At 45.5% G+C, this 22822-nt stretch carries 13 protein-coding genes; 10 read left to right on the forward strand and 3 right to left on the reverse strand.

Features of this window, described 5'->3' with window-relative positions; genetic code table 11:
• Positions 1-765 (forward strand): LytR/AlgR family response regulator transcription factor, encoded by a 765-nt coding sequence (locus tag ABR189_RS28560; protein ID WP_354663937.1) that lies wholly within the window; start codon positions 1-3, stop codon positions 763-765.
• A gap of 216 nt (positions 766-981) precedes the next feature.
• On the opposite strand, the gene ABR189_RS28565 is transcribed toward ABR189_RS28560, so the two are convergent.
• Both ABR189_RS28565 and ABR189_RS28570 read right to left on the reverse strand, forming a co-directional pair.
• Positions 982-2214 carry a 4-hydroxy-3-methylbut-2-enyl diphosphate reductase gene (locus ABR189_RS28565; RefSeq protein ID WP_354663938.1) on the reverse strand — a complete coding sequence of 411 codons (1233 nt, stop codon included), beginning with the start codon at positions 2212-2214 and terminating at the stop codon, positions 982-984.
• A 26-nt stretch (positions 2215-2240) separates the two neighbouring features.
• The gene (locus tag ABR189_RS28570; protein ID WP_354663939.1) at positions 2241-3131 is read right to left on the reverse strand and encodes a rhomboid family intramembrane serine protease; all 891 of its coding nucleotides are present in this window, start codon (positions 3129-3131) and stop codon (positions 2241-2243) included.
• Positions 3132-3252: 121 nt separating this feature from the next.
• Here ABR189_RS28570 and ABR189_RS28575 point away from each other — a divergent pair, with 121 nt between their 5' ends.
• The 7 genes from ABR189_RS28575 (at position 3253) to ABR189_RS28605 (ending at position 14883) form a co-directional block, all read left to right on the forward strand.
• A complete protein-coding gene (locus ABR189_RS28575; RefSeq protein WP_354663940.1) occupies positions 3253-3858 on the forward strand; it encodes an RNA polymerase sigma-70 factor in 606 nt (201 codons plus the stop codon).
• 102 nt (positions 3859-3960) lie between these two features.
• The gene (locus ABR189_RS28580; RefSeq protein WP_354663941.1) at positions 3961-5157 is read left to right on the forward strand and encodes a FecR domain-containing protein; all 1197 of its coding nucleotides are present in this window, start codon (positions 3961-3963) and stop codon (positions 5155-5157) included.
• A gap of 156 nt (positions 5158-5313) precedes the next feature.
• A complete protein-coding gene (locus tag ABR189_RS28585) occupies positions 5314-8709 on the forward strand; it encodes a TonB-dependent receptor (RefSeq protein ID WP_354663942.1) in 3396 nt (1131 codons plus the stop codon).
• A gap of 16 nt (positions 8710-8725) precedes the next feature.
• The gene (locus ABR189_RS28590; protein ID WP_354663943.1) at positions 8726-10381 is read left to right on the forward strand and encodes a RagB/SusD family nutrient uptake outer membrane protein; all 1656 of its coding nucleotides are present in this window, start codon (positions 8726-8728) and stop codon (positions 10379-10381) included.
• Between the two features lie 6 nt (positions 10382-10387).
• Positions 10388-11758 carry a sulfatase-like hydrolase/transferase gene (locus ABR189_RS28595; protein WP_354663944.1) on the forward strand — a complete coding sequence of 457 codons (1371 nt, stop codon included), beginning with the start codon at positions 10388-10390 and terminating at the stop codon, positions 11756-11758.
• Between the two features lie 15 nt (positions 11759-11773).
• The gene (locus ABR189_RS28600; RefSeq protein ID WP_354663945.1) at positions 11774-13288 is read left to right on the forward strand and encodes a sulfatase family protein; all 1515 of its coding nucleotides are present in this window, start codon (positions 11774-11776) and stop codon (positions 13286-13288) included.
• 35 nt (positions 13289-13323) lie between these two features.
• Positions 13324-14883, forward strand: a complete 1560-nt coding sequence (locus tag ABR189_RS28605; RefSeq protein ID WP_354663946.1) for a sulfatase-like hydrolase/transferase — start codon at positions 13324-13326, stop codon at positions 14881-14883.
• Between the two features lie 48 nt (positions 14884-14931).
• Here the strand turns inward: ABR189_RS28605 and ABR189_RS28610 are convergent, their stop codons facing one another.
• Positions 14932-17229 carry a S41 family peptidase gene (locus ABR189_RS28610; protein WP_354663947.1) on the reverse strand — a complete coding sequence of 766 codons (2298 nt, stop codon included), beginning with the start codon at positions 17227-17229 and terminating at the stop codon, positions 14932-14934.
• Between the two features lie 345 nt (positions 17230-17574).
• On the opposite strand from ABR189_RS28610, the gene rpsA reads away from it, so the two are divergent.
• Both rpsA and ABR189_RS28620 read left to right on the forward strand, forming a co-directional pair.
• Entirely contained in the window at positions 17575-19494 is a 1920-nt protein-coding gene (gene rpsA / locus ABR189_RS28615; RefSeq protein ID WP_354663948.1) for a 30S ribosomal protein S1, read from the forward strand.
• Positions 19495-20050: 556 nt separating this feature from the next.
• The gene (locus ABR189_RS28620; protein ID WP_354663949.1) at positions 20051-22816 is read left to right on the forward strand and encodes a glycoside hydrolase family 78 protein; all 2766 of its coding nucleotides are present in this window, start codon (positions 20051-20053) and stop codon (positions 22814-22816) included.
• The last annotated feature ends 6 nt before the right edge of the window (positions 22817-22822 follow it).

A 22822-nucleotide genomic window follows, 5' to 3' on the forward strand; every position in this document is an offset into this window, starting at 1 on the left:
ATGAGTGAAATCAAAGCCATCATTGTCGATGATGAGCAACACTGCATTGAAGCCCTGCAGACCATGTTACAAAAGAAGTGCCCGGAAGTTACGGTACTGGCAGGTGTGAAAAGTGTGCAGGAAGCCAAAGATCTGGTAGACGAGCTTCAGCCGGATCTGGTATTTCTTGATGTGGAAATGCCCCATCAGAACGGGTTTGAGTTGCTGAAAATGTATGACAAGGTGAATTTTGAAGTGATCTTTACAACAGCCTATGAACAGTATGCCTTAAAAGCAATCAAGTTCAATGCACTCGATTACCTGTTGAAACCCTTCAGCATAAAAGAGCTGCAGGACGCCCTGGAAAAAGTAAAGGAAAAACAACAGACCAGGCTGAAAGACCATACTGTTTCCCCTTTGGAGATATTCATGCAAAACATGAAAACCCTCCAGCAAACACATAAAAAGATAGCCCTGCCTACAATCAATGGATTGGTATTTATGCCCGTACAGAAGATCGTCCGTTGCGAATCTACCGGTAATTACACCAAAATATTTTTTACAGACAAGAAACACCTGATGGTGTCCAGGCCATTAAAAGAGTTTGAGGAGCTGTTGACAGACGTGGATTTTTTCCGGGTGCATAACTCCCATTTGATCAATTTGCAACAGATGCAATCTTATATTCAGGGAGAAGGTGGTTTTGCACTTATGAGCGATGGTACGCAGGTAGAGGTGTCCAGAAGACGCAAAGCCGATTTCTTAAAAAAGGCGATGCAGTTTTGATTCCAGATTTAGCCATTTTAATACCACTTATTGGGAATAACCTACCGGATAATAAATAGCAGTTGCATCAGCTTTCCAGAAAGGGTATTTTTGATTACGATTTGAAAATTAACGCGATATAAAGATTTTTTTCTCTGCATTACTATGTTGATTAGCCCCAAAGAAAAAAGACACCTTCTGGTGTCTTTTTTGCGTAAGGTATTTAAAAGCAATGTGTTAAGTATTGGCGAAAGTAGCCGTAAGCGCATCTGCCTTGTCCTCAATCCCGTAAAAGGAGAGTAGCTTTCTGATTACACCTTCCACCACTGCATCGGGGCAGGAGGCGCCGCTGGTAAGTAAAATGGTAACCTGGTCCTTAACTGGCAGGAACTTCCGGCTATGCAGTTCCTGTTTATGATGAAAGTCCCAGTGCAGCAGCTCTTCCGCATTCAGCAGCTTATCTTCTGCAGAAATAAAGTAGGTAGGAAGTTTTTCTTCGCACAGTTCTACCAGATGGGAAGTATTGGAGCTGTTATAGCCGCCTACTACGATGGCCATGTCGGCAGGTACCTGCAGCATACCGGTTACCGCACTTTGGTTATCATTGGTAGCATAACACAGCGTGTCACGGGTATCGGCAAACCTTTCTCCTATGTTGTTTTCTGTTAATTGGTATTTTTCCATCATTACCTGACGGATATAATCTGCAATGGCTTGTGTTTCTGTTGCCAGCATGGTAGTTTGATTCACGACCCCTACCCGTTGCAGGTCTTTTTCCACATCAAATCCGGGGGAATATTGTCCCTTAAAATACTGGTCAAATGCAGCTGCTGGTTTTTCACCGGTAATAAAGGTGGCCAGCTGCAGGGCTTCAGACATGTCCTTTACCACTATGGTAGCGGTATTAAAGCGGCTGTGCGAAAAGGTTGCCCTGGTTTCTTCATGGTTGGGTTTGCCATGAACAATAACCGTATAGTCCTTTTTGCCTATCTGCTCGGCTTTATTCCATACCCTTTCCACGAAGGGGCAGGTAGTATTATATTTCAAGGGCTCAATTCCGAGGGAGGACAGCTGGGATTCAATTTCCAGCGTAGTACCAAAAGCCGGGATGATGACGATATCTGTTTCATTCAGGCTTTCCCAGGGTACCAGTTGTTTTCCGCTGGTATCCATAATAAACTGAACACCCCTTTGCAGGAGATCATTGTTTACATGTGGATTATGAATCATTTCACTGAGCAGGAATATTCTTTTGCCGGGATTTTCCTCTACCGTTTTAAAAGCTATTTCAATCGCATTTTCCACACCATAGCAAAATCCAAAATGCCGGGCCAGCAAAATCTTCAATGGGCCAAAATCCAGGGTGGTAGGCGTAAAATCTTTTTTCATACGGTCCTGCTGCTTGCGGCTGTTTTTAATAGCACTGATCAGCGGACTACGATATATAACCGGAACTTCAAATGTTTTCATTGGTCACAAAGTTAAGGACTAATTGCTCATCTTTCCTTGCTGACCTTGTCCAGCCAGGCTTTTTCCTCATTGCTAAGGCTGTTATAGCCCTTTTCATTTATTTTGTCCAGGAGCAGGTCCAGTTTTGATTGCGGATTTTCATCGTTGTTCCTGACTACTTTCAAGGGTGATTTCTTAGGTTTAAACTTGCGTTCGGGTTGGCTTTTACGGGTACCGATATTGCTGATCATTTCAAAAAAACGGATCAGGGGATGACAGAGGTCCGTACCGCTTTGCAGTATTTTAATATAACAGAAGCCCATTAAAGCACCTCCCATATGCGCAATAATACCTCCCAGGTTGCCATCGGGAATGGATATCAGCCCCAATACAATCAAGGCAATCGCAATCCATTTCAAGCGGATACCACCAAAAAACAGCAGGCCGATTTCATAGTTGGGCATTAGTGTGGCTGTTGCTACCAGTATACACATAACAGCCGCAGAAGCGCCCAGCATGGTGCCATCCACTGGCTGAGGCAGAAATAGATTATAACAAAGCATATACAGCAAACCACCGGTAATACCTCCCAGCAGATATAGGGGAAGGATCCTGCGGTTGCCCAGAAAAGAGCGGAACAGATTGCCAAACCAGTAAAGATTCAGCATGTTAAAAAAGATATGAAAGATGCCTACGTGGCTAAACATGTAGGTAAACAGTCCCCAGGGTTTGGTAATAAATTGGGATAACTGGGAATGTAAGGTGATCTGATCATACACATAAACGGGAAACAGGCCGGGAAGCTGCGCCAGGTACCCTATCAGGCGTACCAGGTTAATTACCAGGAAGATGATAATATTCCAGAACAACAGGTTATTCACCATGTTACCCTGTCTGAGCCAGTACCGTATGTCCGATTGAATTGAAGTTCCGTTCATACCCGAAAATTACAGCAAATTTAGCATTCCTGTATACAGTAAAAGCGGGTATCTTAAAAGTACTTTTGTATCCACTTTTTATTATCAGGAGTTACTATCTTTATCTCCGGATCAATATTGCATGATGCATCAGGGGGATGAGAAAGGAACTTTAGTGCTTTTACAACAGGGTAACGTCGCTGCCTTCAGGGAGATATATGCACGTTATTATTCCGCTCTGTATAATTATGCGTTGGGTATGGTAAAAATCCCTGCCCTGGCAGAAGATGTTGTGCAGGATGTTTTTCTTAAAATATGGGAGGTCAGGGCGCGTATTAATCCTTCCTTATCCTTTACAGCCTACCTGTACCGTATTGCCCGTAATAATATATTCAAACGCTGGAAGAAGATCGCTGTAGACCAGCAGCTTCGCGACCAGGTAATGTTACAACTTTCAGCTAATGCCAATAGCGGGAGTGCCGAATTACAGGTGCAATGGAAAGCCTACCAGGAGTTGTTAAATAAAGCAGTAGATAATTTGCCCCCCCAGCGTAAACGCGTATATCAGTTATGCCGCGAAGACGGTAGAACCTACGAAGAAACAGCCAATGAACTGGGTATTTCCAAGCATACTGTTAAAGAGCATATGACCCTTGCCACACGCTATATCCGGGAATATTTTTACCGGCATGCCGGTATTTCTCTGGCGTTGCTGGCTGCTATTCTGGAAACCCCGGACCACCTTTAAATTTTTTTTTAGAAGCGACCCACCCCTTTTCCGAAAAATGGGATATATATAACTATGCATCCGGCAGAAGAGGCCGGCATTTATAGTGCTGATTTAAATTCCATGGAAAAAAACGACCAATATTATCAGGGGCTGTTAGATAAATATGCGGACAATGCCTGCAGTCCGGAAGAAGCCGCTGAGCTATTCCGGTATTTCGGTGAAGCTGGAGCTAACAGGCTGCTGTTGAAGCAGCTCCGGGAACAATTTAATCAATCATTGTTATATCCATATCCTGATATGCCGGAAGAGCAGCGCCAACGGATGGAAGAACGCCTGTTGCGGCAGATAAACCCGGCAAAGCCCATCCCGCTATACCGGAACAAGTGGTGGCAAATGGCTGCGGCCGTGGCGCTGCTGGTTATCTGTGGCAGCATTTACTTATGGCATTCCCATCCGGCTGCCCAGGCGCCCGCTATTACCACAGCCCAACCCATAGTGGCAAACCCGCAGGTAGTGCCAGGAACAAACAAGGCGGTGCTTACCTTGTCGGACGGCAGTACTGTTGCGCTGGATAGTACGGGCACCAGTATGCTTGCCATGCAGGGAAGTGCCCGGATCAGACAACAGGGGGGCAGTCTCGTTTATGATGTAGCTGGTGCAAATACTTCCCCGGCATATAATACCATACATACTCCAAGAGGCGGACAATACAAACTGGTACTCTCCGATGGTAGCCGTGTATGGCTCAACGCTGCCTCCTCCCTTCGTTTTCCTGCAGCTTTTGCTAAAGGAGAAAGAGTGGTGCAACTGAATGGAGAAGCCTATTTCGAAATAAATGAAGATGCTAAAAGACCTTTCCGGGTGGAATTAAACAATAATCAGTCGATTATGGTATTGGGTACACATTTTAACGTAATGGCCTACGACGACGAACAAGCCGTGCGCACTACCCTGCTTGCAGGAAAGGTTAAAGTAACCCGGGATCACTTTAGTGAATTATTGCAACCCGGACAGCAGGCAACGCTGAACAAGCATAAGCCTGGCATTGATATCGCCGGTCATGTCAACCTGGAAGAAGTAATGGCCTGGAAAAACGGCATGTTCCAATTTGAAGGAAACGATATTCACACCGTTATGCGGCAGATAAGCCGCTGGTATAATACCAATGTGGTATTTGCGCCACGGGTAAATGAAAATGCACATTTCTGGGGAGCTATCTCCCGGAATGCAGATATATCAGAAGTATTACAGGTATTGGAAATGACGGAAGAAGTCCATTTCAAAATAGAAAACGGCACTATCAATGTATTGCCATAATCACCATTATCCATCTATAAAAATGTATACTATGGGGCCATAAAATGCGGCCTGAAGAAAACCGGCTCCCGACGGGAATCAGGAGCCGGCTGATATCGGCCAAAGATCTACAATCGCTTACGACAACTGCTATCGTTTTACCGACAATACAAATGTATGAATTTAAAGATTTTGCTCAAAGAGGGCAAGCCACTTCGTTATGCCTGCCCATTATCAACCAAAGCACTCTTAATTATGAAAGTAGCTTTCTTGTTTATACTGATCCCGTTACTTCAGGTAAGCGCCAGGAGCTATTCACAAACGGTGACGATCTCCTTTCAACATGCATCCCTGGATCAGATTTTCAAAGAAATACGAAAACAAACAGGATATAAATTTTTCTATACAGAAGAACAACTGGCCGGCACGCACAACGTCAGTGCCACTTTTACAGCAACTCCGCTGCAAAAGGTGCTGGAGCAGTGCTTCCGGGAACAACCTGTTGCGTACTCCATTCTGAAGAATACGGTGGTTGTCCGCCGTAAAAAAATAGAAAACAAAAGTGAAATACCTGCCCAGGTTCGTATTACCGGTACCGTAACTGATGCCTCCACCGGAAAACCGTTACCGGGAGTAAGTGTTCAGGTAAAAGGCACCTCCACAGGCGTGGCCACTAATGAACAGGGTGGCTTTACCTTGACGGTGGCAGATGGTGCTGTGCTGGTAATATCTTATCTCGGCTATCTCAAAAAAGAAGTTACCGTGAATGGGCAAACAGTCATCAACGTATCGCTGGAACTTGCTAATGAAAGCCTGGATCAAGTAGTGGTAGTAGGCTATGGCATGCAAAGCAAAGCCAAAGTAATTGGTGCAGTTTCACAGGTTGCTGGTAAAGATGTTAACAACCGTGCAGTACCACAACTGTCACAGGCGCTCACCGGACAAGTACCAGGTGTGACGATCGTACAACGTACCGGACAACCTGGTGTGAATGGCAACAGTATACAGATCCGTGGTATCGGTTCTTTCGGGGGATCACCAGATGCACTGATCCTGGTAGATGGTATACCTGTAAATAATCTGAACAACATCGATCCTAACGATGTAGAAAGTATTTCTGTACTTAAAGATGCTTCTGCTGCCGCTATTTACGGTGCACGCGCAGCCAACGGAGTAATACTTGTTACCACGAAAACCAGTAAAAGCGGTGATAAAACCAAGGTAAGCTATAATGGTTATGTGGGTACTCAAAGGGCTACTGCCTATCCCGACTTTGTAGACTCATGGGAGTATGCTACCATGATGAATGAAGCCGTACCGGGCTCCTATACGCCGGAGCAGATTCAGAAATACAGAGATGGCAGTGATCCCGACAACTATCCCAATGCAAAATATACAGACCTGGTATTCAAAAAATCGACATTGCAAACAGGGCATAATATTTCTCTTTCCAATGCTGGTAAAAATACCCAGTACCTGCTCTCCTTTGGTTACCTGTATCAAAACGGTATCGTGATGAAGAATGATTTCAACAGGTATAATGTGCGGTTGAATATGACCAGCAACATTAACTCCCGGTTGAAACTCACCACCCGGCTGACTGCCGTGCAAACAAATGACAAACAGCCTGCGCCACCAGCTACCCTCGACTTTAATGACATGATCACCATTATCAGTCAGGTAATAAGAGTACCACCGGTATTCGCAAACAAATTAAGCAATGGCGATTGGGGACTTGGAGTAGCCAGTAAAGGAACACCTGTTTCTTATTTAGATAATGCTTCTTTTTATAAGAAACGTACCACAGACCTCAGCGCTAATTTGCGGCTGGATTGGAATGTTACAGATGATCTGAAGCTATCTGCTATTGGTGGTTACACACAACTTGCGGGTAGCGGGCAACGATTCCTGTCGCTTCAACGGCTGAACGCCAATGTTACAATTGGCCCGGCCAACCTGATACAATTTAATGATGCCACTACCTATAAAACTTTACAGCAACTGGCAGAATACCATAAAAGATTTGGTAATCACGATATCACCGTACTGGCAGGGCACTCATTCGAATCCTCTTACCGGGATACGGCTACGCTTTCGCGTAGCGGATTTCCCAGCAATGACCTTACCCAGATCAATGCCGGATCTATCAATGGGCAAACGAATAATGGTACTGCCAGCGAATGGGCATTGAATTCCTATTTTGGACGTGTGCAATACAGCTTCGATAATAAATATTTATTGGAAGGCTCCATCAGGTATGATGGTTCCTCCCGTTTTCCGCTGAGCCTCAGATATGCTGCCTTCCCCTCTGTAGCGGCAGGCTGGCGACTGGGACAAGAACGGTTTATTGCGGATAATATTAAGTGGATAGACGAACTGAAAGTAAAAGCCTCTTATGGCGTACTTGGAAATCAGAATATTGGTAATTATCCCTATCAGAATATATTGGTGGCCAACAGTAACACCAGCTATCCTTTTGGTGGCACTATCATGACGGGTGCTGCACGCACTACGCTCACAGACAGCACTATACACTGGGAATCCACCCGTACTACTGATGCAGGGATGGAAGTAAGTGTACTAAATAAACTATTTACCTTCAGTGCTACTTATTTTGATAAATATACCTACAACATCTTGGTAGCACCGGTAGGGAGTGTTTCTAATGTGCTGGGGTTTCTGGTAGGCGCCCAGAACTCAGCTAAGTTGAAGAACAGTGGATGGGAATTTACAGTAGGCCATCAGCGCAGTATAGGCCAGGTTGCTTATAGTATAAATGCTAACCTGTCTATCATTAACAATAAGGTGATAGACCTCGGTGTGGGTAACATCAAACAGCCTAACGGACTCACCGGTAACGGTAACAATCTTTTTATTGGTTATCCGATGGGAGCTTACTATGGACTGGTAGCAGATGGTCTGTTCACCAGTCAGGCTGATATAGATGCTTATGCCAGCCAAACAGCTGTCAACCCTAATCCTCATCCGGGCGACATCCGCTATAAAGACATCAGTGGGCCGGACGGTGTACCCGATGGCAAGGTGGATGCCATCTATGACCGGACTGTTTTAGGGAGCACTATTCCCAGGTATATATATGGTATTAATCTCGGCGCCAATTATAAGAATTTTGATCTCTCTGTTTTACTGCAGGGGGTGGCTGATGTAAAGGGCAGACTGGAAGGATTCGCCGGCTATGCCTTTTATGGTAATGGTAATATACAACGCTGGCAGGTAGATGGCCGCTGGAGAGCAGATGCGCCAGACGCCAATGCTACCTATCCCCGCCTAGAACAGCTTAGTAGCCTTGGTTCTCCAAATACCAGTCAAATTTCATCTTACTGGCTGAGGAATGCATCTTACCTGCGGATAAAAAATGTACAACTGGGCTATAATCTGCCGGAGCATTTGTTACAGAAATGTAAGATCCAGCATTTGCGCATATATGCCAGCGGAGAAAACCTGTTCACTTTTAACAAGTATCCTAAGGGATGGGACCCGGAAATCAATACCAACGGTTACTATTATCCGATACTGGCAAATTACACAATAGGTGTAAATGTTAATTTCTGATCTAAAAAACAAAACTATGCGCTTTTCATATAGTAAACTATTTCTCTTCACCGCGATCACTTCGTTGTTCTTCACGGCGTGTAAAAAAGACCTAAATAAACAGCCACTGGACCAGTTCGCCAATGAAACTTTCTGGACCAGTGAAAATAATGCGTTGCTGGCACTGGCAGCAGTTTACCGCGGAGGTATCCAGATGAGTGCTATGCCTGCCACCGGTGCAGAGTATTCTGCTACTGACTGGTGGTCATATCACGGCCTGCTTTTTCTCGAATTTGCTACAGACAACGCATATGACCGGCGTGGAGATAATTCCGGATACTCGCAGCTTACCAATGGCACGCTTACTTCTTCCAACAGTTATCTCGCCAATTATTGGAATGCCAGTTATGCACGTATTGCCCGGTGCAATTTTTTTCTGGAAAACATTGGTAAAACACCCATGAGTGCAGAAAAGATTGCAAGGATGAGTGCCGAGGCCCGCTTTATAAGGGCCTGCCAGTACTTTTATCTCTCTCAGTACTGGGGAGCTGTACCGCTGGTTACACATACACTGTCGCCTCAGCAGGCCAATACTGTAACCAAAGCAACCCGTGCAGTGGTTGCCAAATTTGCTATCGATGAATTTTCGGAGATCGCCGCTTTATTGCCCCGGCAGAAAGATCTGCCAGCCAGTGAACGCGGAAGAGCCACCGCGCAGGCTGCACTGGCTTTTAAAGGTCGCACCCAGTTGGGCGAACAACTGTTTCAGGAAGCTGCGGCTACTTATAAAACAATCATAGATTTTAATGATAATTCCATTGATCCTAATTTCGAAAGTTTATTCAATGGAACAAATGAAAGCAGTTCCGAGATTATCTTCGCCACCCAATATTTGCAGGATGTGGCGCCCAATGCGATGATGCAACATGACTATCCCCGCACACTGGGAGGCTTCCATATCTTTTGCCCACTTGGCAGCCTGGTGGAATCTTTTGAATTTAATGACGGCACTCCTTTCTCGTTTACAGATCCCCGTTATAATCCACTTGACCTGGGACAAAACCGGGACGCCCGTTTGAAATATACCGTGTTGTATAATCTGCAGAATTTTAAAAACTTCAGATATATCACACACCCGGACTCTGCAGCATCTCAGGACCAGCTAACGCTTACCAAACAGGCTACCCGCACCGGCTTCTGTAACAAGAAATTCAACTCCGAAGTGTTTTCCGGAGACCTGCAGAATTCAGGGATCGATCTTCCCGTTATCCGTTATGCAGAGATACTGTTAAGCTACCTGGAAGCAAAGCTGGAAGCTGGTGATGGCATTGATCAAGGCCTGCTGAATGCTACGATTAATAAGGTGAGAGGCCGCAGTACAGTGAATATGCCCGGGATAACAGTTACTGATCGCGCACAACTGCGGGTACTGCTTCGGCGGGAAAGGCGCAACGAACTTGCTTTTGAAGGCATTCGTCTGTGGGACTTGCTCCGTTGGAAAACAGCTGCGCAGGTACTGCAGGGAGATTTCTATGGTGCACCCTATCCTGGTGCTCAGAACCTCAGAATGAAAGGAACAACACCTGATCCTTACAGCCGCTGGTATGTAACCTCTAAAGCTTTCAGAGCCGGAACAGATGAGGTATGGCCTATCCCGCAGGGGGAAGTAGATATTAACCCTAACCTTAAATAATTACGCATGAGACTATTTCACACCCGTGTATGGCTGATCTGTGTTTGCCTGCTGAGTTGCTGGTGGCCTCCGGAAATGCAGGCTCAACAAAAAAAACAATTACCTAACATCATACTCATCCTGGTGGATGATGCAGGCTATGCAGATTTCAGTTTCATGAGTAACCGCCTCATTGCTACTCCCAATATAGACCGCATAGCCAACGAAGGGGCCAGGTTTACCAACGCTTACATGACTTGCTCTGTATGCAGCCCTTCACGCGCTGGTATACTTACGGGCGTAAACCAGGCCCGCTTCGGACATGTGTACAATTATGTGCGGGGTGTAACTTATAATATACCTGCCGATAGCTTTGGCCTGCCTTTATCACAAAGGCTGGTAGGCGATTATCTGAAGCCATTGGGATATACTACGGGTATGGTTGGCAAATGGCATGAAGGATTATCTGCACAGTTTAGGCCAGATAAACGAGGGTTTGATTACTGGTGGGGATTTCTCTGGGGCGCCAGCAATTATCTTACCGGCAAAGCCAAAGAAGTGCAGGAAGATGGGGTAGCTATACCTGCCGATTCCATTCCTTATATGACCGATGCGATCAGCAATCAGGCATTAGGCTTCATTGAACGTAACCAACATGCTCCTTTCTTCCTGTATGTATCGTTCAATGCGGTACATGCACCTATGGAAGCTGAACCTGCTGCGCTGGACAAGTTCAAAGGGAAATTCGCTGATAAAGGACGTGTTGCCAAAGCAGCAATGACCTGGAACCTCGACGAAAATGTGGGCCGGATATTGCAAAAACTAGATACATTACACCTGCTCGAGAATACCCTTATCATTTTTACCAATGATAATGGTGGACAAACCCTGAGCTTTTCGGATAACTACCCGCTCCGGGGAAAAAAGGGCGATTTGTATGAAGGCGGGCTGCGTGTGCCGATGGCCATGATGTGGAAAGGTAAGGTACAACCGGGATTGGTATACAATGGCCCGGTGACTTCCCTTGACTTTTTGCCTACTTTTCTTGCTGCTGCCAACACAGACGCCCGGCAGTATCCTATGCTGGAGGGGATCAACCTGCTACCGTTTGTGAATGCTGCAAAAAGAAAAGCACCGCTGTTTAACCGGTCGCTCTATTGGTATATTGGTCTTGACAGGGGAGCGGTAAGAAGTGGCGACTGGAAGCTGGTATGTTATCCAGGCCAGCCACCTGCATTGTACCGGCTTTCAACGGATATCGGTGAAACAACAGAATTATCGGCACAATATCCGGCCAAAGCTAAACAGCTTTTCCGGTTGTATTCAAAATGGCAGCAATCGCTGCCCACACCTTCCTGGATACCACAACTGGAAAAAGACCGGAATGAAATTCAATAAAAACAGAGAAAAGATATGAACAGACTTCTTATTTTCTTATGCTGCTTTATTGCTGCGCCCATTTGCCGGGCGCAGCAACAAAAACCCAACGTGGTTATTATCTATGCCGACGATCTGGGCTATGGAGACCTCAGCTGTTACGGTGCGAAAATGATACAAACACCGAATATTGATAAACTCGCCGCACAGGGAATGAAGTTTACACGTGGGCATGCCACTGCTGCTACCTGCACTCCATCCCGCTATTCACTGCTTACCGGTGAATACGCCTGGCGAAAAAAAGGTACCAATATCCTGCCGGGGGATGCGTCACTGATAGTGCCCACCAACAGGACCACCCTGCCCATAGTCTTTAAAAAAGCCGGCTATCAGACAGCTGCTATCGGTAAATGGCACCTGGGATTGGGAAATGGGGGAGAACCTGACTGGAACGGCGAGATTAAACCAGGACCCAATGAAACGGGATTCGATTATTCCTTTTTCTTCCCGGCCACAGCAGACAGGGTACCCACTGTTTTCATCGAAAACCACCATGTTATAGCGCTGGATACTACCGATCCCATTACAGTAAGCTACCAGCATAAGGTAGGAGATGATCCAACAGGGAAGGAGTTTCCACAACTGTTAAAAATGCACTCCACGCCCGGGCAAGGTCATGATCAGACTATTGTAAACGGCATCGGTCGTATTGGATATATGAAAGGGGGAAGAACTGCGCGTTGGACCGATGAAGAGCTGGCATTTACCTTCATCGATAAAGCAAAAAAATTCATCCGCCAACAGCAGCAACGTCCTTTTTTCCTATACCTCTCATTAAGTGATATCCACGTGCCACGCATGCCGGGAACTGCGTTTAAAGGCATCAGTAAGCTGGGTTACCGGGGCGATGCAATATTACAGATGGACTGGTCTGTAGGGCAGGTCATGCAAATGCTGGAAAGCCTGCATCTCGACAAAAATACCATCGTCATTTTCAGCAGCGACAATGGTCCCGTTTTGGATGATGGCTATCAGGACGGCGCCGTGACGCAACAACACGGGCATCAGCCAACAGGGCCTTTCAGGGGCGGTAAGTATAGTATCCTGGAAGGAGGTACCCGCGTCCCTTTCATTATACATTGGCCTCACAGCATAAAACCTGGGGTCAGCGATGCATTGGTAAGCCAGGTAGATCTGCTGGCCTCCTTCGCTGCAATGTTCAGACAATCTTTACCGGATAATGATGCAGTAGACAGCTGGAACCTGCTGGATGCTTTTTTTGGTAAATCAAAAAAAGGCCGCTCCTCTTACGTGGAAGATGGTAGCTCTATGGCCTATATTCAAGGGGATTGGAAATATATTGTGCCAAAAGCAGGCCCTAAATTAATGGAGGCTGTCAATATTGAAACCGGCCTTGATACAGCACCGCAACTGTTTAACCTGAAAAATGATCCTGCGGAAAAAAATAATATGGCTGCTGCTAATGCCGCGCTGGTACAGCGAATGGCTGCTGCGCTTGAACAGGTTAAAACGTCTGGTCGTAGCCGTTAGTATAAATAATATTGGTGGATAAAAACTGATAAGAGATGAGCCAACTAGCTGTATGCCGCATTTGCTGCTGGTGTATTTGTTTAAATTTTTTGCTGATAACTGGTATACAGGCCCAAAAAAAGAAAGCGGATAAACCCAATGTTATCTTTATTTATACAGATGATATGGGAAGGGGATTGCTTTCCTATCATGGGCAACAGATTGTACCAACTCCTAATATAGATTTTCTTGCCAGGCAGGGAATGTACTTTAACCGGGCATATGGCAGTATGTACTGCGCACCGGCAAGAGCAAGTATGCTCACCGGATACAGTGATGTAAGGAAAGGGAAATTCTCGCTTAACCGGGCTGGCATTTATATCAACTATCTCCAGGGCCGGTTAACACTCCCCGAAGTAGATGCTCATCTCGCCCGCTTTGAAGAAGCGGAAAACCCCGGTATGCTGCTGCCTCAGGTATTCAAAAAAGCAGGATATACAACGGGAGAAATTGGTAAACTCGAATGGGGGTTCGCTACCTCCCGCAAACAGATGCAGCAACATAGCTGGGATTATTACTACGGCTACCTGGATCATCGGATGTGTCATGGATTTTATCCTATGGTTATGTTTGAAAATGGTAATCCTGTACCTATCGCTGGTAATACCCGTCCGGATTCTTATATAGACAGTGCTGCACTGAAATCAAACGGGCCTCACCCGCAGTTCGCAGAAAACCTGTTCATGGAAAAGGCACGCGACTTTATCATCAATAATAAAAACAAGCCCTTCTTCCTGTATTACCCAACCAATTTGCCACATGGTCCAGTTTCAGTGCCAGCCATTGATCCGCTGTTTGTTCATAACAATCAGCTGACGGAACGCCAGAAAATGTACGCATCCATGGTAAAAATGGTAGATGATAATGTGGGTAAATTTGTACACCTGCTGGACTCTTTGGGCCTGACAAAAAATACACTGATCATTTTTGGAGCAGACAATGGACATTTCCTGTACTATGAAGGCAGAAAAGTGCAATATGATAATATCCATACCAAATTTTATAGCGATCAGGGTGCAGATATATTTAACGGCAACGATAGCCTGGCCGGACTGAAAGAAAGCAACTGGGAAGGAGGCGTGCGGGTACCATTGGTGTATTACTGGCCTGGTAAGATAAAGCCGGGAACAGTGAGTAATGAGCTGATCGCTAATTACGATCTGGTTGCTACTATGGCAGACCTGCTGCAGGTACCTCTGCCGGATAAGAAGGATGGAAAATCCTATCTCCCCGCACTTTCAGGAAAAAAGTTTACACCACATGATTATATCGTTTTTTCTTCTTTCATAGGTCCGGCACTGGTCACAAAAGATGGGTGGAAACTACGAAGCTATATACTGGGTGAACAACAGGGCTTTCAATTATATCACCTGCCAACGGATTACCGTGAAACGAAAGACCTGGCTGCTAAATACCCGCAAAGAACTGCATCTTTAAAACAACTGTTAATGAAGGAATGTAACGGGCAATTGTCTAATGGTGTGTTTCAGCTTATGGCACTTCCTCCTACAGAAATGGAGGATGTTAAGCGCGAAAAAGCAGGGCAATTGAAATAAACGTATCCTGGAAAGAAAACGTTTGGCTACCGGCCGGTTGCTTTAAGGTTATTTGCTCAGCTGTATGGCCTTATCCATTACTTCATCCCGGTTTTCCCGGACACCCTTTATTGTTCTCAATACGGTGATGTCAGGTGAGATGCCTTTGGTGAAATGTTGGGTGCCATCGTGATTGGTCACTTTTAGTCCGGAGAAGCTGAAGCTGTAGCCCCCTGGTAATGAAACCCGGGTAACATCCCCGTTAGCGCCGGCGGTAGGTTCGCCTATAATGGTAGCCAGTTTCATTCCTTTGATATATCCCATTACAGATTCTGCATAACTGATAGCACTGCCGTTGGTGAGGAAAAACACTTTCCCATTGATATGAGGGGTCGCTTTTTTGAGCTTCCATCCCGTTTTATGCCATCCGGCTTTTTCATGGTCAGGCAGCATCAGCTCTTGCTTTTGCATCCATTGATGATCTTCGGATTTTTGTAGTAAGTGGGGGATAATAGAAAATCCATTCATGTCTTTTGGGTAACCTCTTAAATCAAAGATCACTGCCTTTGCCGCAGCCAGTGCCGGCAGCTTAGGTTTTATTTCTTCCCAGGGCATTTCGCTCAGGTTGACGTATATGGTATTCGGATCAATTTCTTTATAACTAACCTGGGGAGGCCGGGTAGTATAATACTTATTGGCACTCATACTAAATGGCAGTGTTATTGAGCGGTTTGGACTCCCGTCGGAGCTAACTGATAACAGCAGACTGTCGGTATCAGGACCGGAAGACAGGGTGGTGAGGGTACGCTCCATTAATGCATTGGGGGTACCGGCAGCTACTGTCAGCATGGTGCTGTTGATATAGCTGGTTACCGGTTGCCCATTAATAGCCGTGATCACATCGCCGGGTACTAAACCTGTTTCCGGAGATAAAACGGCCGTAATTACCAGTTGTTTTTCGAGCCATTCCCATTTTAATGGCAGGTATGCCATTGTTTTGAAAGCAGGATAGGCAACATAAATGTGTCCATCCCGCATTTTGGCGGTGAGTGTTTTTAAGGTGGTACCAAAATCATCCGCGGTTTTATCATTATAACAGTCTTTCAGTGCCTGGCGCAGGTCCTGGTCCCAATTGGTGGTCCATTCTTTATAATAAGGATGGAAATGCTGGAATACATTCCAGGTAAGGATAATATCGGCCAGCCTTACATATAGATTGTTGCCCGACAGGCGCTCCGGTATTTTTGAAGCAATATCTTTATTCATGCGGGCAATTTGTGCAGTATCCGTAAGAGGATAGGTTTGATGTCCATCTCCCCAGAGTGCTACCGGCATTATGATAGAGATCCCACTGCCAATATCTTTTTTGATGGTAGTACCAGCGGGTAAATTGTCTTTGAAAAGCGTGGTAGTAGCTTGTACGGGAGCGGGCACTGCTGCTCTTTCCATCAAAAGTGATTGTGTACCCGTGTTGGCCTGCCGGTCGGTAGTTTTTACGGTAAACAAGAGATCTTCTGTATTAAAATACCAGGCGCGTGGCGCTTCTTGTGGCCGGTCCTGTTCAAAATCACCATTCACAGCCGGGATGGTTTGCCAGCCCTCTTCGGTTTCGATTTCCAGTTTAACGTCATCCAGTAACAGGGTCCCCTGGTTCATAAGAAAACATCCGAAAGCGATCATGGTGGCATTGGCATCTATCCTGCCCATAATGGTGTCCCGGCGCCAGCTTTCACTACGACCGGTTACGGGACGATTGCCCATGTTATCAAAAAAGCCTTGCCCCTTATTGTCAAGATCCACTCTTAACCACAGCTGGCCAGTACCTTCGGTCAGGTTTTCTGCTTTTATCGCTGCACTATAGCGTACCATCCGGCCCCGGAAAAGCTGGGCAGGTATGGAGTTGGTGATCGTGCTGAAATTAGATCCCTGCTTTTTGGGGGGAGCTGCCTTGATGTAACTATTGGTGCGGACAGCCTGATAGGTTTCGGTATTGTTGCCTGCTCCATAGCCATTGTACTGCCACTGTACTGTTTTCATCCCCGTAGTGCTGGCAGGGGTAATAGCTGCCTGGTTAAATATGGGATTGCTTCCGGTAGGAAACAGTTGTAAGGAAGGGGCAATGGGCTTAAACAGCTCCTCCAGGGTTTGTTGTAGTTCCTGCTGATTAGCGGCCTTTTCTACCTGCTGTGCACCATAAATGGCCAGCTTATCCCAATCTGTCATCACTACCGCATCACTGGGATGGAAATAGCGGACATAACCATAAAGCCGGGCAAAGGTGTATAGGTTTTCTGTTTGTTGCTGGGTTTGGGCATAGGAGATAGCTGTAGGAAGAAAGGCTAACCCTAATAACAATTTTAGTTTCATGAGGCGGATGATAAAGGTTTACGTATTTGAAAATAATTAATCTTTCATAAAAACAGGGAGGAATTCTACCAGCGGGCAAAAAGCACTGTTCAGAGGTGATTTCTACCTTTTGTACGCCTTCGGGATAACAGGCCGCAAAAAGCTAGTGAGAATGTGTTTTTATTTGATTATCAAGTAAATATGGATGAAAGAGAACTTGTTATGATGGGGATGAAAGCAGGCAGGGAAGGATTTGGGGGGAATAATGAGTAGGGCTGCGGAAAAGCGGAGATTATTCCGTATCTTTGCCTCCCCGTAAAAGGGAACCCGGGGATAAATTCCGGGTAAACAAAATTAATTGATAAAATGACAGAAAACAACATTCCTAACGAACAAAACGCTGAACAACAGGTACCGCAGGCTGCGGCTGAAACAGCGACAACAAATGCACCTGTTGAAACTCCTGCAAAAAAAGCACCGGTAGTAGAAACTGCCCATGATGATTTTGACTGGAGCGTTGACAAACGTAATGTTTCTTCTTACAGCAAAGAAGAAAAAGAAAAGTACGATCAAACGTACGACAGCACTTTCAAAGTGTTTGAAGAAAACAGCCTGCTTACTGGTACAGTAGAAGGTTTAACTAACACAGATGTAGTGATCAACATTGGTTTCAAATCTGATGGACTGATCTCCCTGAACGAATTCCGTGATTTACCAGGACTGAAAATCGGGGATGAAGTAGAAGTGTTAGTGGTTGAAAAAGAAGACCGCGATGGTAACCTGCACCTGAGCCGCAAACAAGCGCGCATGAAACGTGCATGGGAAAGAATCGTGGAAGTTTACAAAACCGGCGAAGTGGTTACTGGTACTGTTACCAGCAAAACTAAAGGCGGCTTGATCGTTGATGTTTATGGAATGGAAACGTTCCTGCCAGGTTCACAGATCGATGTGAAACCAGTTACAGACTACGATCAGTTTGTAGGCAAAACTATGGAGTTCAAGGTGGTGAAAGTGAACGAAACTATCCGCAACGCGGTAGTATCTCACAAAGCACTTATCGAAAGCGACATCGAACAACAAAGAGTGGATATTATCTCCAAACTGGAAAAAGGCCAGGTATTGGAAGGAACTATCAAAAACATCACAGACTTCGGTGCTTTCATCGATCTGGGTGGTTTGGACGGTTTGTTATACATCACCGACATCAGCTGGGGCCGTATCTCTCACCCAAGCGAAGTACTGCAAATGGATCAGAAGATCAACGTTGTGGTACTGGACTTCGACGACGAGAAACGCCGTATCAGCTTAGGCTACAAACAACTGACCCCACATCCATGGGATACTTTACCAGCTACCATCACTGAAGGTGCTAAAGTAAAAGGTAAAGTAGTAAACATCGAAGATTACGGTGCATTCCTGGAAATCATGCCAGGTGTGGAAGGTCTGGTTCACGTATCTGAAATCTCCTGGGCTTCTACTCCTATCAACGCTAAAGAATTCTTCAAATTAGGCGAAGAATACGAAGCAGTGGTAGTTACCCTGAGCAAGGATGAGCGTAAAATGAGCCTGTCTATCAAACAATTGACAGAAGATCCTTGGGCTACTATCGAAACCAAATTCCCGCTGGAAAGCCGTCATAAAGGTATTGTGAAGAACATTACCCCTTATGGTGTGTTTGTAGAGCTGGAAACAGGTATCGGTGGTATGATCCACATCTCTGACCTGAGCTGGATCAAACGTTTCAATCACCCAAGCGAATACACTAAAGTAGGCAACGAAATAGATGTAGTTATCCTGGGTATTGATAAAGAAAACCGCAAGCTGAGCCTGGGCCACAAACAAATTGAAGAAGATCCTTGGAACACTTTCGAAACTATCTTCCCGATCGGATCTATCCATGAAGGTACTGTAGTGAAGAAAGATGATAAAGGTGCTACTGTTCAATTACAATATGGTCTGGAAGCATACGCTCCTGCACGTCACCTGAGAACTGAAGACGAGAAACCAATTAACGTAGAAGATGTGAAAGAATTCATGATCATTGAATTTGACCGCAGCGAAAAACGTATCCTGGTATCTCACTCTAAAGTATGGGAACAAGTGAAAGCTGAAGAGAAAGAAGCAGTAGTGAAAGAAAAGAGAGCTGAAGCTGACAAAACCCGTAAGGCAGTGAAAAACATTCAGGGTAAAGTAGAAAAAGCTACTTTAGGTGACCTGGGTGCTTTAGCTGAACTGAGAGAAAAATTGAAACAGTCTGAAGGCGGCGAAGAAAAGAAAGCTGACTAAGTAATTGTTTTCAAAAAATAAGAAGAGCCCTGGTACTTGTACCGGGGCTTTTTTATGCCCGGCACATTTTTACCGGATATCTACTGTGTAGAATTGCTGACCTATAACCTATAGCGGGCATTTGCTGCATTGCTTTGCCAAGATTCTAAAAATAAAAAGATGGGATAGTATGGGATAGTAGATAAAACCGGAACACCTAATTTTATTTTAATAGATACAATAGTTTAACCATTTTCTTTTCGCGTTGGTACTAGATACATGTCATCATGAATTAATCTGATTCTTTTCAGTGCATGCTTTTTAATACTTGATACTTGTTGCTTTGGGGCGATACGAAAGCTTATTGACCATACTTTACCACGTTGATATTAAACATAACTCCCTTTATGAAGCTAAAGTCTATTATGGGAAACTGTAATATACAATTACACATAAAACCCCGGTTACGGACAGGCCTGGGTATCCTTATAACCGCCTGTTGTAAAGGCACTATTAAAGTATATACTAAACGATGAAACGAAGTTATTGTCATTGGATTTTTTGTTCAGCTTTTTTGATGGGAATACAGCACGTCCGTGCCGGAAACTTGCTACCTGCGGCTCCTTCAGCAGTAACTGTTACAGACACCAGGTGTGAATCGAAAGTACATCCTGTGGGGATCATGGCAGAAACGCCTGCATTCAGCTGGAAACTGTCTGCCACTACACGTGGTGTAAAACAAACGGCATACCGGGTGCGTGTGGCCTCTTCCCGTGATGCATTAAATAGCGCCCCTGATCTGTGGGACTCCGGGCAAATGCCTGCCTCCCAAAATACGTTTGTTATTTACGGTGGTAAAAAACTGCAAAGTGCACGTACCTATTACTGGAGTGTACAAACCTGGAATAATAAAACGGCGAAGGCGTCCTGGTCGCCTGTAGATTCTTTTGCCACCGGTATTTTACAACAGGAAGAATGGGATGATGCCTCCTGGATAGGTTATGAAGCGCTGGCAGAAGACAAAAAGGTATTTCCGGGTATACATCATGTAGGGAAAGTAAATGATGAAAAAACAAAACAACGCTCCATTGTACCTTACCTGCGTAAAAGTTTTGCGGTCAGCAAAACAGTAAAGCAGGCGCTGGTATTTGTGTCCGGTCTTGGTCAGTATGAACTGCACCTGAATGGGCATAAAGTAGGGAATGATTTCCTGGCTCCCGGCTGGACCAATTACAATAAAACCTGTTTGTATAATACCTATGATGTGACAGGGCAAATACAACAACAGGAAAATGTAATTGGCGCGATAGTAGGTAATGGCTTTTTTAACATTAACCAGGAAAGATACAGCAAGCTGCTTATTGCACAGGGATACCCTATGCTGCGGTTGCAACTGGTGATACATTATACGGATGGCACCACTAAGAAAATCATTACGGATAATACCTGGAAAGTTACGCCTTCACCAGTGGTATTCAGTAGTATTTATGGAGGGGAAGACTATGATGCACGACTGGAACAAAGCGGCTGGAATGCACCTGGATTTGATGACAGTAAATGGCAAACGGCATTAACCGTGAAGGGACCTTCCGGAGAAATGAGCGCACAAATGTCTTATCCATTACAGGTGAAAGATAGTTTTGAGGTGAAGCAGGTTTACACGCCGGAGCCCGGAAAATATGTCCTGGATTTCGGGCAAAACGCGTCTGGTATTATACGTATAAAAGTGAAGGGTGAAAAAGGGGCAGTAGTACGGATTACCCCAGCAGAACTGCTGGATGATAAACAATTACCTCACCAGGGCGCCAGTGGCGGACCCTATTCCCTGTCATACACGCTGAAAGGAAATGGTGTGGAAGAATGGGAACCCCGGTTCACTTACTATGGATTCCGTTATGCGATGATAGAAGGCGCAGTGCCTCCTGGTGTGGCTGCTGGTAATACTACGGTGCAGCTTACGGATATCCGCTCATTGCATACCCGCAACAGCGCTCCTGCAGCAGGGAGCTTTGCCTGTTCGGATACGCTGTTCAACAAAATACACGCCCTGATCAACTGGGCCATACGCAGCAACATGGCCAGCGTGTCTACCGATTGTCCTCATCGTGAAAAGCTGGGATGGCTGGAACAAACCCATTTATTGGGAGCTGCCTGTGGATACAATTATGATATCCTGCACCTGTATAACAAAACAGTAGACGATATGATTGCCTCCCAGCAGCCTGATGGGCTGGTACCTGATATCGCACCGGAATATGTAGTGTTTGATGGCGGATTCCGTGATTCTCCGGAATGGGGTAGTGCTTCCATATTGGTACCCTGGTATTTGTATCAGTGGTATGGCGACAAACAGGTACTCTCCAAAGCATACGATATGATGCAACGGTACCTGGATTATCTGGGTACCAAAGCAAATGGACATATCCTGAATTACGGTTTGGGCGACTGGTTTGATATGGGGCCGGGTGCTCCGGGCGAATCGCAGTTAACACCGATCGCACTCACGGCAACGGCTGTATATTTTCAGGATGCAGACTGTATGCAGAAAATTGCAGATATTCTGGGAAAAGAACAGGATGCGGCAAAATATGCGCAACTGGCAGCGGGTATCCGCAAGGCATTTAATGACAAGTTCTTTGATCCGCAAACAAAGGTATATGCTACCGGTAGCCAGACTGCTTATGCCATGCCTTTGTACACCGGACTGGTAAATGAAGCCGACCGTAAAGCTGTATTTGAAAACCTGGTGCAATCTATTCACAAAAGCAAAAAAGCGCTCACTGCCGGTGACGTAGGATATCACTACCTGGTAAGTGTGTTGGGCAAAGGAGGAGCTTCTGAATTGCTGTATGAAATGAATAACCGGGATGATGTGCCAGGGTATGCTTATCAGCTGAAACATGGCGCTACTGCACTCACAGAATCATGGCCGGCGTTACGTTTTGTATCTAATAACCATATGATGCTGGGCCATTTGATGGAATGGTTATATAGCGGGCTGGCAGGTATCCGGACCGTGGAAGGTGAACCTGGTTTCAGCACCGTTTTAATACAGCCGCAACCGGTAGGTGACATGAAATGGGTAAAGTCAACTTTTGAAACCATGCAGGGACAGGTTAAAGTACAATGGCAGAAAACAGGTACCACCTTTACGCTCGATGTGCAGGTGCCACCTAATACTACTGCAAAAGTAGTACTGCCGCCGTGCAATAATAACAGTATTAAAGAGGGAGGCAGCCATGTTCAAAAAGCTGCCGGTGTAGAGAAGGTAGTAACGGAAGCAGGCAAAACGACCATCACCATAGGTTCTGGTGCTTATCATTTTGTAGCCGCATTGAATTAAACAGGT

It is taken from the genome of Chitinophaga sp. H8, assembly GCF_040567655.1.
Taxonomy (GTDB): domain Bacteria; phylum Bacteroidota; class Bacteroidia; order Chitinophagales; family Chitinophagaceae; genus Chitinophaga; species Chitinophaga defluvii.

What these genes read in the sequence shown, in the direction of transcription:
- ABR189_RS28560 (WP_354663937.1), top strand. Translation starts at nt 1, where the DNA reads ATGAGTGAAATCAAAGCCATCATTGTCGATGATGAGCAACACTGCATT.
- ABR189_RS28565 (WP_354663938.1), bottom strand. Translation starts at nt 2,214, where the DNA reads ATGAAAACATTTGAAGTTCCGGTTATATATCGTAGTCCGCTGATCAGT.
- ABR189_RS28570 (WP_354663939.1), bottom strand. Translation starts at nt 3,131, where the DNA reads ATGAACGGAACTTCAATTCAATCGGACATACGGTACTGGCTCAGACAG.
- ABR189_RS28575 (WP_354663940.1), top strand. Translation starts at nt 3,253, where the DNA reads ATGATGCATCAGGGGGATGAGAAAGGAACTTTAGTGCTTTTACAACAG.
- ABR189_RS28580 (WP_354663941.1), top strand. Translation starts at nt 3,961, where the DNA reads ATGGAAAAAAACGACCAATATTATCAGGGGCTGTTAGATAAATATGCG.
- ABR189_RS28585 (WP_354663942.1), top strand. Translation starts at nt 5,314, where the DNA reads ATGAATTTAAAGATTTTGCTCAAAGAGGGCAAGCCACTTCGTTATGCC.
- ABR189_RS28590 (WP_354663943.1), top strand. Translation starts at nt 8,726, where the DNA reads ATGCGCTTTTCATATAGTAAACTATTTCTCTTCACCGCGATCACTTCG.
- ABR189_RS28595 (WP_354663944.1), top strand. Translation starts at nt 10,388, where the DNA reads ATGAGACTATTTCACACCCGTGTATGGCTGATCTGTGTTTGCCTGCTG.
- ABR189_RS28600 (WP_354663945.1), top strand. Translation starts at nt 11,774, where the DNA reads ATGAACAGACTTCTTATTTTCTTATGCTGCTTTATTGCTGCGCCCATT.
- ABR189_RS28605 (WP_354663946.1), top strand. Translation starts at nt 13,324, where the DNA reads ATGAGCCAACTAGCTGTATGCCGCATTTGCTGCTGGTGTATTTGTTTA.
- ABR189_RS28610 (WP_354663947.1), bottom strand. Translation starts at nt 17,229, where the DNA reads ATGAAACTAAAATTGTTATTAGGGTTAGCCTTTCTTCCTACAGCTATC.
- rpsA (WP_354663948.1), top strand. Translation starts at nt 17,575, where the DNA reads ATGACAGAAAACAACATTCCTAACGAACAAAACGCTGAACAACAGGTA.
- ABR189_RS28620 (WP_354663949.1), top strand. Translation starts at nt 20,051, where the DNA reads ATGGGAATACAGCACGTCCGTGCCGGAAACTTGCTACCTGCGGCTCCT.